This window comes from Mucilaginibacter mallensis, from assembly GCF_900105165.1.
Lineage (GTDB): Bacteria > Bacteroidota > Bacteroidia > Sphingobacteriales > Sphingobacteriaceae > Mucilaginibacter > Mucilaginibacter mallensis.
In genome coordinates, this window is sequence record NZ_LT629740.1 from 1,780,306 (window position 1) to 1,792,729 (window position 12,424).

At 40.6% G+C, this 12,424-nt stretch carries 8 protein-coding genes; 6 read left to right on the forward strand and 2 right to left on the reverse strand.

Going from position 1 to position 12,424, the window contains the following annotated elements; genetic code table 11:
* Positions 1 to 165 precede the first annotated feature (165 nt).
* Together BLU33_RS07210 and BLU33_RS07220 are read left to right on the forward strand one after the other, a co-directional pair.
* A complete protein-coding gene (locus BLU33_RS07210) occupies positions 166 to 3,828 on the forward strand; it encodes a CheR family methyltransferase (protein WP_091370762.1) in 3,663 nt (1,220 codons plus the stop codon).
* 1,151 nt (positions 3,829 to 4,979) lie between these two features.
* Positions 4,980 to 6,869 carry a TlpA family protein disulfide reductase gene (locus BLU33_RS07220; protein WP_091370766.1) on the forward strand — a complete coding sequence of 630 codons (1,890 nt, stop codon included), beginning with the start codon at positions 4,980 to 4,982 and terminating at the stop codon, positions 6,867 to 6,869.
* 76 nt (positions 6,870 to 6,945) lie between these two features.
* Here BLU33_RS07220 and BLU33_RS07225 read toward each other — a convergent pair whose 3' ends face one another.
* Complete coding sequence (locus tag BLU33_RS07225) at positions 6,946 to 8,028, reverse strand: DUF6515 family protein (protein ID WP_091370768.1); 1,083 nt, start codon at positions 8,026 to 8,028, stop codon at positions 6,946 to 6,948.
* Between the two features lie 188 nt (positions 8,029 to 8,216).
* On the opposite strand from BLU33_RS07225, the gene BLU33_RS07230 reads away from it, so the two are divergent.
* From BLU33_RS07230 to BLU33_RS07240, 3 genes are read left to right on the forward strand one after another with little or no spacing between them, the layout of a single operon-like run.
* Positions 8,217 to 9,206, forward strand: coding sequence for a type I phosphomannose isomerase catalytic subunit (locus tag BLU33_RS07230; RefSeq protein WP_091370770.1), 990 nt, complete (start codon positions 8,217 to 8,219; stop codon positions 9,204 to 9,206).
* Between the two features lie 39 nt (positions 9,207 to 9,245).
* Positions 9,246 to 10,037: an HAD-IIB family hydrolase gene (locus BLU33_RS07235; protein WP_091370772.1), complete on the forward strand. Its 792-nt coding sequence runs from the start codon at positions 9,246 to 9,248 to the stop codon at positions 10,035 to 10,037.
* Positions 10,030 to 11,103, forward strand: a complete 1,074-nt coding sequence (locus BLU33_RS07240) for a glycoside hydrolase family 130 protein (protein WP_091370773.1) — start codon at positions 10,030 to 10,032, stop codon at positions 11,101 to 11,103. Before BLU33_RS07235 ends, BLU33_RS07240 begins: the two co-directional genes overlap by 8 nt.
* Here BLU33_RS07240 and BLU33_RS07245 read toward each other — a convergent pair.
* Positions 11,100 to 11,729: a phosphatase PAP2-related protein gene (locus BLU33_RS07245; RefSeq protein ID WP_232009413.1), complete on the reverse strand. Its 630-nt coding sequence runs from the start codon at positions 11,727 to 11,729 to the stop codon at positions 11,100 to 11,102. The genes BLU33_RS07240 and BLU33_RS07245 overlap by 4 nt on opposite strands.
* Positions 11,730 to 11,931: 202 nt before the next feature.
* Between BLU33_RS07245 and BLU33_RS07250 the strand changes: the two genes are divergently transcribed.
* Positions 11,932 to 12,378, forward strand: a complete 447-nt coding sequence (locus BLU33_RS07250; RefSeq protein ID WP_091370775.1) for a Fur family transcriptional regulator — start codon at positions 11,932 to 11,934, stop codon at positions 12,376 to 12,378.
* Positions 12,379 to 12,424: the final 46 nt, after the last annotated feature.

The window sequence follows — 12,424 nt, forward strand, 5'->3', positions numbered from 1 at the left end:
TGGAGTTTGTCCTTTTTTAATTTTTATAAACCCGCAACTAATAAAACTATTTGCTTATTATTGATTAGGATTAGTATAAAGCGTGAATTAAAACCTTTTTGCTACATAATGCTTATATCCAATAGACATCAAGAAACTTCACGTCTATTTCACTACCCGTTAATAATGGCTAAAATAAAACAAGCAGACCCACCCAATCTGCAATTTCCTGTTGTTGGCATTGGTGCCTCTGCAGGAGGATTAGATGCAGTAAAGTCATTTTTACAGGCGCTCCCTGCAAAATCGGGTATGGCTTACGTTTTTGTTCAGCATTTAAGTCCTGAGCACACCAGTATTTTGCCAGAGTTGCTTCAACGGGTGGCCCCGTTTCCGGTTCATCAGATCACAGATAATATTCATCTTGACCCCGATAATTTATATATCATCCCTCAAAATAAAGTAGTTACCGCTACCGACGGCGTACTTAAACTGGCGCCTTTAGATAAGATCAATAAAAAAAGTAATACCATTGACCTTTTCTTTTCATCGTTGGGCGTGGTACACCAAAGTTATGCAGTAGGCGTGGTATTATCCGGCGCGTTAAATGACGGTACAGCCGGCTTGCAGGTAATTAAATCATACGGAGGACTCACCTTTGCCCAGGATGAAGGTTCGGCTGCGTTTGATAGTATGCCCAAAAGTGCTATTAATGCAGGTGTGGTTGATTTTGTTTTGCCACCCAATAAAATTGCTGAACGCCTGATCGCTATAAATTACCCTTTTCATGAGGATTATTCAAAGCAGCAAATAGATGATACAGTTCCACAACAGGATGAGGAGATCTTTAAACAGATACTTACCGTTTTACGCGTTCGTCGCGGTGTTGATTTTACCTACTATAAGCAAAGTACCTTAAAACGCCGTATTATCCGCCGCATGGCGCTTAGTAAAGCGGAAAGGCCCAATGATTACCTCGCATTTTTACGGGAGAACAAGGCTGAACAGGACGCTTTGTATAACGATATGCTGATCTCAGTTACCAACTTTTTTCGTGATACGCAAAGCTTCGAAATCCTATGTAGCACGTTGTTGCCGGCATTGGTTAATAAAAAGAGTATTAATGAACCGCTGAGGATCTGGGTGGCCGGTTGTGCCACTGGCGAGGAAGCTTATTCCATAGCAATATGTTTGCAGGAGGAACTTGGCGATAAAGCCACTGCTATGAAGATCCAGATCTTCGCTACTGATATTTCAGAAATAGCTATTGCTAAGGCACGTACAGGAATTTACCGGCCTACAGAGCTGATTGATGTTTCTTCATCGCGGCTACAGCAGTTTTTTGTTAAGGTTGATGGTAATTACCAGGTGAGTAAAGCCGTACGCGATATGTGTGTATTTGCCCAGCATAACCTGCTTAAAGATCCACCGTTCTCAAAGATAGATTTGGTGAGTTGCCGGAATGTGATGATATATCTTGAACCTGTGTTACAAAAAAGGGCGCTAACTACTTTCCATTATTCACTTAATGAAGAAGGTTACCTGATGCTTGGTAAGTCTGAAACCGTTGGCCACAGTACAGACTTGTTTGCCAGTTATAACAGCGTTGAAAAAATATACCGTAGAAAAGGTCCTGTCGGCCGTTTCATGAGTGTAGCCTCCACCGGGAGAGAGCTATCTTTCAGGGAGATTGATAAAGGCGTACAAAAAGAAAGTACCAATAAGGATGTTTTTAAAATTGCCGATGAGGCAATGCTGGCCAATTTTATGCCGCCCGGCGTATTGGTAAATGAAAAATTTGATATCGTTCAGTTCAGGGGCTCAACAGAAACATGGCTTGTGCCCCCAACGGGCCGGCCATCATACAATGTGATAAAAATGGCCCGCGAAGGGCTGGCGTTTGAGCTGCGCAATATTTTGCATCTGGCAAAAAAAACAAACCAGGCTGCCCGCAAATTTGCAGTATTTTTTAAGCTGAACGGTTTGCAGCACTATGTAAATATACAAGCGGCTCCGCTAAGGGATACACCGGAGCCTTACTATCTTATAGTTTTTCAAAATGCCTCGTCAACAGGTATTCAGCAAATGCCGGTCGATTACATATACCCTCCTGAAAATGTGGTGTATAATGAAAACGAGCTACGTATTGATCAATTAGAAAAAGAGTTGATGCAGGCGAGGGCAGACATGCGTGCTATTACTGAAGAGCAGGAAACGGCCAATGAGGAGCTGCAAAGCGCTAATGAGGAACTGTTATCGGGCAGTGAAGAATTACAAAGCCTTAACGAAGAATTGGAAACATCCAAAGAGGAGCTGCAAAGCACCAACGAGGAGATCATGATCGTTAATAAGGAATTATTAAGCAGGAATGATCAGATCAATAATGCCCGTTTATATACCGAAGGTATTGTTAATACTATTCGTGATCCATTGCTGATACTTGATAAAGACCTCCGCATAAAGCGGGCTACCGGCGGGTTTTATAATAAATTTAAAACTACAGAAAAGGAAACCGAAGGATTATATATATATGATTTGGGAAACCATCAATGGGATATTCCTAGGTTACGGGAGCTGTTAGAAAAAGTTCTGCCGGAAAAGCAAAGATCAGAAGATTTTGAAGTTACTCACGTGTTTCCGCATATCGGTAAAAAGATCATGTGCCTTAACGACCGGCAAATTGATAATATAAATGGCGAGCAGTTGATATTACTCGCAATAGAAGACATAACCGATAAACGTAAGGTAGAGCAGGGCCTGGCCGAGGCGGGGCGTTTATTAGCTGAAAGTAAAGATAGATTAAAAGCCGCAGTTGATTCCGCTGGTTTGGGAACCTGGGATTATAACCCGCAAACAAAAGAATTTATCGGCGATAAACGTTGCAGGGAAATATTTGGATTGCCTGCAACGGCCCAAATAAATCTTTCTTCTTTTATTGAAATGACTCATCCGGATGATCGTGCTCACCTGGAAGAACGGATAAAGGAAACATTGCTTAATAATAGCTCAGGCGATTTTGATATAGAATATAAAACACGGCCTATTGATAACAAAACTAAATGGCTGAAAGCAAAAGGCAGGGCTTATTTTAATGAGCAAGGTGTGGCCATACGTTTCATTGGTACATTATTGGATGTCACCATTCAAAAATTAACTGATGAGGCTACAGTTGAATTATTACGAAAAAAGGACGAATTTATCAGTATAGCCAGCCATGAATTAAAAACACCCATAACAAGCCTTAAAGGGGCATTGCAAATAATTGAACGTGCCGCTCTTAGGGGAGGTGACATAAAAACAGTTGATTCATTTATTCAAAAAGCCATTAAGCAGGTTGATAAGCTTACCGAATTAATAAAAGATCTGCTTGATGTTACTAAAATACAATCAGGAAAATTGGTGCTTAGAAAGGCTGATTTTTTATTGGATGAATTGATTGCGGAATGTGCCGATGAATTGCAGAGTAGCGCACAGGAACACCGGATAATTATTAAGGGCGAAAAAGGTATAAGGTTGCATGCTGATAAAAACAGACTGGAGCAGGTTATTATAAACCTGGTTGCTAATGCCATTAAATATTCACCAGGAAGCGATAAGGTAATTATACATGTGGAAAAAGTAGCTGAGGGTATAAAAATAGCAATTACCGATTTTGGTATAGGTATCCCTGCTGATAATGTGCCATTAATATTCGACCGCTTTTACAGGGTTGATGAAAATTCACAGCGGTATGCCGGTTTGGGGTTAGGTTTGTATATATCGTCAGATATCATCAGGCAGCACCATAGCCGGATAAATATTGATAGTGAAGTGGGCAAAGGTTCTACATTTTGGTTTGTTATGCCTTTATAGCTATTAACTGGTAATTCCGGCATCTGCAATGGCACGCCTGTTCCAGCCCTATTCGCGTAGAGAGGTTAAACGAGGGCAGCAGGGCTTGGTCTGGGGTTATACATTACTTCTCAAATAGCTGTTGAACACAAAGGCAAACTTTCAGTAACATCAACCAATGATGAAACTTGTTTTACCTTACCAATGCCGGTTAATTAATAGTCTAAGAGGCCAAATTCTTAATGTTCGCTTATTTATACAACAATTGCAATATTTAAGCCCCTTTAATGCTGAAATCGCAATTTGGCATAGGGTGATTTTGAGTGTCGTTGCCTAATAATATTCTGTTTAAGAAGTTTGACGGGATTTTGGCAGGTTTTGGCAGTCTTTTTTCTGGTCATTTTGTCAGTAGTTAGGTTGGTGTCATGTTTGCTGCCAAATTGACAAATATTTCTTTTCGGATAATATTTATTTCAAATAACGCAGTAGCCTGTATTTTACAGATCATGTTTTGCAAAATGCTCCGATATTTTAAAGGTCATGTGCCCTAGCAAAAAAACAAAATCTTAATTCATTTCTAAAATCGATAAAATCGATTCAAATTCAACTTTTGGCGTCTGAAAATTTCTTTTTGATCCCAAAATGGCAAAATATTTTTTTTTGAGTCGTTTTTTCAGCCTCCAAATCCAAAATCGGCGATATTTTTTCATTAAATCCCGTTTTTTCAGGTGAATTATAAAATTTAATAAATTCTGTTTTTTCTCTATCAGGCCCGAAAAAAATATATTTCACAGTGGCATAGAATTAGACAATACCACATCAGGAAAATTAAAGATTGTTCTTACATCCTAAACCTGAGACAAGGTATAACTGGAAGAGTAATATTTTTTCTAAAAGAGATATTAAATCATATTTATTAAAAAATTAAAAAAATTAAAGTCATGTTAGTAGTATTAGAAGTTGCCATTTTATTAGCTGTTATTATTTTACCTTTAGTTCCAGCTAAAAAGAGCGTTAAGAACTAAGTAATAAAAGTTCAGTTAATTATAAAGAGGGGATTGCTACAAGAGGGCTGTCCCTTTTTTTATGCCTTTTAATCTGCGTGTAAATATTTTGTTATTCCAAAATATACTCAGGTATAACTTATATATTTAGGTTCTAACCTTAAATATATGAAAACCATAAAGTTGTTAGCGCTTTTACCCGCCTTACTACTTGCTCATGCCGGTAATGCGCAGGATAAAACACCACTTACCTTATTAACCCAGTATCCCGAAGCCGGTAAAAAACTAACCATTAACTATAATGCCGAGGGTACCTCTTTAAACGATAAAGATTCGCTTAAAGCCAGGGTATATTATATCGATAATAAAAACTTTCCTGTTGATGAGATCGCTTTAAAACAAAGCGGCAAATTATGGCAGGGCGAAGTAACCGTAAATGACTCAGCAAAGGCATTTGTTATAAAAGTGCTGCGCGATACGGTTATAGATAACAACAACGGCAAAGGTTATGTATATGTGATCTATAAAGATCAAAAACCTATTAAGGGGGCTTATAATGCAAAGGCGTATGTTTATCAGATAGGAAAACAACTGGATGTTACCCCGGATATGGCTGAGGCCACGGCTGATTATCAAAAAGAAACTGAATTGCAGGCAAAAGGTAAATCGCCTAAAATGCCCAATTATGCTTTCATGGCCAGGTCATCAGACCCAGCAAAACGCGCGCTGGTTAATAAGGCCATCGATTCATTAGAAAATTCGGGTACTGAAGGTAGTATGTTTTTGGCAATTACCTTATTGGGAGCAGAGTATAAAAGCAAAGCAGCTGATTCTCTTACTGCTATAGGTAAATTGAAATATCCAAATGGCAATATTGCCAGGTATGCTTTGGAAAATGAGTTTTTTACAACAACCAACCTGGCTAAAAGAGATTCCATATATCAATTGTATAGTAAAGATAGCCATGCCATTAAATCAGTAACGCAGTACATGACAGTTTTTCTAACATTAGGATATTTGAAAGCTGAAAACCTTGAAAAATATCGTCAATACAAAAAAGAGATAGTTAATACTAGCGATTTAGATGGTAGTTTCAATTCTGTAGCATATGATTGGGCTGTAGCTGGTAAGCATTTGCCTGAGGCGGAAGAATTATCGAAGGAAACGATTGATTCCATAACTGCGCGGATCAATCATCCTGTATCAAAAAACTTTTTGACGGCGGATGAACTTAAGGCACGTAACAAGGAGAGCCTGGATTCTTATACCGATACCTACGCATTTATATTATATAAAGAAGGTAAAGACTATGCCGGGGCCTTAAAATTAGAAGCGCCTGTTTGGGAAAGGAGCACGCTCGATGCTGATATAACGGAACATTATGCACTGCTGTTGATGGCTAACGGTGATTACACCAAAGCAACGGCAATAATTGAAGCAACTATTAAAGACGGCAAGGCAACTACAGGCCTCAACGATGCGTTGAAAAAATGCTACCTGCATAAAAACGGCAGCGACCAAGGCTTTGATACCTATATGGCGCAAATAAATGCGGTGGCAAACCAAAAAGCTAAAGAGGCATTGGCTAAAGAAATGATTGACATACCCGCACCTGCCTTTACATTAAAAGATCTGGATGGCAACCCTGTATCATTGGCCAGCCTGAAGGGGAAAACTGTAATAGTTGATTTTTGGGCAACCTGGTGTGGTCCATGCAAAGCTTCAATGCCGGGCATGCAGATAGCGGTAAATAAATATAAGAACGATCCTAATGTAAAATTCCTGTTTATTGATGCCTGGGAAAATGGAGATGATTACCTGCCTAAGGTTAAAAAGTTTATAGGCGATAATAAATACACATTTGATGTGCTGGTTGATGAAAAGGATCAATCAGGGCAGCAGGCAAAGGTTATAGGCCAGTTTAAGGTTGAAGGGATACCTACCAAGTTTATTATTGATGGTAACGGCAATATCCGCTTTAAACACATCGGCTATGACGGATCAAACGATGCGGTGGTTAGCGCGGTAAGCAATATGATTGATATGGCAAAAATGTAAACCGAATATTGTTCAACAAAAAAGGGTAGGATTGAAAAATCTTACCCTTTTTTGTTAGCTGATTAAGCTGATATTATTATTGAGGCCCATCAGATGGTAGGCCAACTACTTTATATGCTTTGTGATTGTTGTTATCACGGGTTTCCTGGTAATAAATGTCATCAGGGGTTACAAACATGCGTGTGCCGTTAACCGTAACACCTCTTGAATCAGGTGGTAATTTTGGTACAAGATCACCTATCTGAACGTTTGCCCTGCTAATGCCTGTTGGAGCCGGAGCAGCGCTGCTTCCCTGGTCATAATCACCATTAGCTGGTGGAGGAGTGCCATTATCCTGGCCAACACCTTGTTGTCCATCTGTATTCAGCTCTCCGTCTTTACCGGCAATTTCGTAAGCTAATGAGCCATCATCTTTAGTAATAGCTACATAATAAACGCCATTGGTTTCATAATACTGTTGCCCGTTAATTACAATTGATTGCGCGTTTGATGGCAGTGTATTTATTTGTGCGCCTACAGGTGGCTCAACTACAGTGTACTGGTCGTTATTATATTGATAGTAGAAGCCATTGCTGTAATAGTATTGGTAGTCACCCCAATAAAACGGATAATATCCGAAAGGTAAAAATCCTATACTAAAACCAATGCGCGGGCCATATAGGCTGCCATAAAAGCCACCGTGGTAATAATAACCACCGTAACCAAACCTGCCGCGATAGCCGTACCCATGGTAATAGCCACCATAGCCACGTCCGTAATATCCGCCACGGTAACCACCCCGGCCATAATATCCGCCTCTGTATGCTCCACCTCTGTAAGCCGTTACACTGCCTCTTCCGGCATAAACGCCATGGCCTGCGTAGGCACGGTTGCCGCCTGCATAAGCACCCCTACCTGCATAAGCGCGATTGCCACCTGAATAAGCTGCTCTATTGCCGCCTGAATAGGTTGCTCTGCCACCACCGCTAAAGTGTGCACCGCCACCACCACTAAAGTGACCGCCACCGCCACCACTAAAATGACCACTGCCGCCACCACCACCGGAATGACCGCCACCACCACCGCCATGTCCGTGCTGTGCACTGGCGGGAACGGCAAAAAACAGACATAACAGTCCGCTTAAGCCTAACATAATGATATTTCTATTTAACCTTTTCATAATCTATAACAATAAGGCAATTAACGTGCCGATGTATAATAGACAATTCAAATTGTAAAAGGTTTAATCACCTGTTTAAGCAATTTGAATGTATTATTATTAAAATACATCAACATAATAGTACTATGCGTGTTATGGGTAAACAAGCTGCAATATATTAACTGCAAGCGGCTATATTTATTATAACCATGAACGATATAACATTACACCCTTTACTATTTAAACCAATATACCAATACAGGTTATGGGGAGGCAGGCGACTGGCCGGTCTACTTAAAGAACCATTGCCCCAAGGCCCGGTAGGCGAAGCCTGGATATTGAGCGACAGGGACGACCATGCCAGCGTAGTTACCAACGGCTTATACCAGGGCTATACTTTAACCCAACTTTTTGCGCAATACCCTGAGAATATCATGGGTAAACTTGCCTCAACGTTTGATCGTTTTCCTTTATTGCTGAAGTTTTTGGATTGTAAGGAAGTGCTATCGATACAGGTACACCCGTCCGACGATCAAAAGGAATATATCCCGCCGGGCGATACCGGAAAGACGGAAGCATGGGTAGTTTTAGAAACAGGCAAAAAAGCGCTCGTATATTCCGGGTTAAAACCAGGTACAAATGCCGAAGACTTACGCAAAGCGCTTGCAGTACATAAAGTTGCCGATTATATCCACAATTTTACACCAAAAGATGGCGATGCCGTGTTCATCCATTCAGGTACTGTACACACTTTGGCCGATGTTGTAGTATTTGAGGTACAGGAAAACAGCGATACCACTTACCGTTTGTATGATTGGGACAGGGTTGATGCAAAAACAGGTAAACCACGAGAGCTTGATGTAGATAAAGCCATTGCCTGTATCGATTTTAATATCACCGATGTTGAGCCGGTAAAACCAAAAATTGAATCGGCCCTCCCGATACTGCGTGAGCAGTTATTTAATAACGAACATTTTATTTTATGGCGCATCCAAACTGAAGATCAGTTTTCAGTAGGGGCTGAAGATGTACCTCGTATACTGGTATGCGTGGATGGGGAAGGGGCGGTGCATTATGATGGTACCGATTATCTCATTACTAAAGGCGATGTAATGCTCATTCCGGCTGTGCTGGGTGTGCTTAATTGTTCGCCGAAAGGCAAAATAAACCTGCTGGAAATAGCCATACCTGAAAATTAAAACCTAAGCATTATCCCTGCGGGGATGACCATATAAATTATGAAAAAACTAATTGTATTTGATTTGGATGGCACGCTTGCCGAAAGCAAAGCAGCGTTAGATCCTGAAATGGCCAAATTATTTAGCCGTTTAATTGATATTGTGCATGTAGCCATCATATCTGGCGGCGACTGGCCCCAGTTTGAAAAACAGGTATTGTCTCATCTGCCGCAGGATAAGCACCTGAAACATCTGTCAATTTTGCCAACCTGTGGTACTAAGTTCTATCAATATAAGAAAGGCTGGGAAAAACTTTATTCGGAGGATTTTACCGATGAAGAGAAAACAAAGATCATCGATTCGCTGAACGCTGCTATAAAGGAATCGAAAACTGAAGTCAAAAAAACATGGGGCGAAACCATCGAGGACAGGGGCAGCCAGATCACTTATTCGGCATTGGGGCAAAAAGCGCCTTTGGATGAGAAAAAGGTATGGGATCCCAAATTTGTAAAGCGCAAAAAGATAAAAGATATACTGGATAAAACCTTGCCCGAATTTTCGGTACAAATGGGTGGCGCTACCTCAATTGATATTACCAAGCCGGGTATTGACAAGGCTTATGGCATGCGTAAATTAAAAAAGGTACTGGGTATCAAGATCAGTGAAATGATTTTTATTGGCGATGCTTTATTTAAAGGAGGTAATGATTATCCGGCCAGCACAACCGGGGCCGACTCCATACAGGTACGCGACCCTGATGAAACCAAGCGTGTTATTGAAACGATTATATCATGCCTGGGCGGTAAAATATCTACACTTGAAATTAAAAAGGAGAAGAAACAAGATGCCTGAATTTAAAGTGCAGCGTTTGGGCACATTGATGACACCTGAGCCTGGTAATGCAATGGAAGTTGAAGGTGTGCTAAATCCGGCTGCGGTACGTGGGCCGGATGGACATTTATATTTATTCCCACGTCTGGTGGCTAAGGGCAATTATTCACGCATAGGTATAGCACGTGTTAAATTTAATGATGCCGGCGATCCGGTAGGTGTTGAACGCATAGGTATAGCTTTGGAGCCCGAAGCAGATTACGAAAAGCGTCCGGATGGTGGCGGCTGCGAAGATCCGCGCATTACTTATAATACGGTGTTACAGCATTATGTAATGAACTATGTAGCATTTGGCCCTAATGGCCCAAGAATAGCCTTAGCGCGTTCTAATGATCTGCCGCATTGGGAAAGGGTAGGCTTAGCTAGCTTTAGTCCTTACAAGCATATTGAGTTTCAGGGTGTGGATAATAAGGATTCCTGTACTTTTCCTGATGCAATACCCAATCCATCCGGTCATCCGGAACTTGGTTTATTACACCGTCCGCTATTTCCGGGTACCAGTCCTGAGGAGATGATGAAAAAATCCAGATCGAAACAAATTGATATACACCTGGAAAGCATCTGGATATCCTACCGCCCGGTTAAATTAAATGAACATATACCTGTTAAGGGGGCCAAATTTACCTCGCACCACCGTTTAGCCGCGCCCGAAGCTGATTGGGAAAAACTGAAAATAGGTTGCGGTACGCCACCGGTTTTAACCAAACATGGCTGGATGATCGTTTATCACGGTGTGCATGAAACCGAAGGCACAGGCGATCAAAAACAGCGGCTGGTGTATTCGGCAGGGGTGATGATACTGGATAAGGACAACCCGGCTAATATATTATACCGTTCGCCACAACCTGTTTTAAAGCCCGATAACCCTGATGAGCAGGTTGGGCTGATTGCCAATGTAGTATTCCCGACAGGGATTGATTGCAGGCATGATCTGGGTACACCTAACAGGTTCGACCTGTATTATGGAATGGCTGACGATAGAATTGGTGTAGCCAGACTTGATATAACTGACGAATTGCCGGATTAGAAAAGCAGGTACAGTGTAAACCTGTAAACCGTATACGTAATAACCGGCGCGGCTAAAATATCTATAGTATAATGTATGTGCTGGATAATCAGTAAAATAGCTATTGCTATAATGGAAAAGAAGGCAATTATTTTGTCGTTTTTTTTCTCAAGGCATAAAAATGTCAACATTACTGTGGTGATATGGCCAGAGAAGAATAGGTCTTTGGTAATAATGGCATGCCCGTAAAATACACCGGTAAGCGGATCGGAGAGCGGTATTAAGCCTATTGGCGGGTTTAAGGCCACAACGCTAATGCTTATCATGCGTGCGATACACACAAATATAAGCGACCATACATATACAAGATAGATGGATGGTTTGTAAAGAGCCCTGTATAATATCAACAGGCCTGTGCCCCAAATTATAATAAATATAGCAACTGATACGTTATGCGGTGGTACCTGGGCCAATAGCCAGTCATGCAACACTACGCCCTGCCTTTGTTCAATACCTCTAAAAAAATAGGGAAGATAAATTATAATAGCAAAGATGATGATTGAACCGCTTATCAGTCTCAATCGCTTTGGCCCTGTATTGCAGGCTAGCTTCCATCTGTCTTTTATACTTAAACCTATTTGGGGCACACTTTTTTTATTAGAGGCGCAAAAATAGTATTTGCGATGGAATATTCTGTAATTGTTAAACGATTATTAAATAATTGGAAAGTAAAATAAAGATAATTCAGGTGCAATTTTGTTGCATTGGTATGTATCTTTGTAAGATTTTGGTAAGAATAACGTTCCTTTCATAGTAATTTTATATACTTGATAATCAATTATTAATTTAATGCCACAAGTACAAAACGATAACCGGTTTGAACATTTGCTTGATCATCATCATTTAAAAAAAACAGGGCCCAGATTAAGGGTTTTGTCAATGATGTCATCAAAAAATACTGCTACTTCCCAGCCCGATCTGGAGAATTTGATGCATGATGTTGACCGCGTTACGCTTTACCGTATCCTTAATGTGTTTGAGGAAAAGGGTATCATTCATAAAGTTTTCGACTTAAATGGTACGGCAAACTACGCTATTTGCCATTCCAATTGTGAAGAGCATAACCACCAGGATGAGCACCTGCATTTCAATTGTACGGTGTGTAACAATGTATATTGTTTAAATGATCTTAACCTGCCGTCAATTAATCTTCCGGCTGGTTTTAAGGCCGAAAACTTCACACTGTATGCCAGTGGCCTGTGCCCGAAATGCAGCAAAAAAGAAAATAAAAAATAATTCAACCTTATTGCTAATTTTTAGTTGTTGCTTTATACCTTTTAAC

Coding starts and splice junctions, on each gene's coding strand:
- BLU33_RS07230 (WP_091370770.1), top strand. CDS start 8,217: ATGAACGATATAACATTACACCCTTTACTATTTAAACCAATATACCAA.
- BLU33_RS07225 (WP_091370768.1), bottom strand. CDS start 8,028: ATGAAAAGGTTAAATAGAAATATCATTATGTTAGGCTTAAGCGGACTG.
- BLU33_RS07250 (WP_091370775.1), top strand. CDS start 11,932: ATGCCACAAGTACAAAACGATAACCGGTTTGAACATTTGCTTGATCAT.
- BLU33_RS07210 (WP_091370762.1), top strand. CDS start 166: ATGGCTAAAATAAAACAAGCAGACCCACCCAATCTGCAATTTCCTGTT.
- BLU33_RS07240 (WP_091370773.1), top strand. CDS start 10,030: ATGCCTGAATTTAAAGTGCAGCGTTTGGGCACATTGATGACACCTGAG.
- BLU33_RS07235 (WP_091370772.1), top strand. CDS start 9,246: ATGAAAAAACTAATTGTATTTGATTTGGATGGCACGCTTGCCGAAAGC.
- BLU33_RS07220 (WP_091370766.1), top strand. CDS start 4,980: ATGAAAACCATAAAGTTGTTAGCGCTTTTACCCGCCTTACTACTTGCT.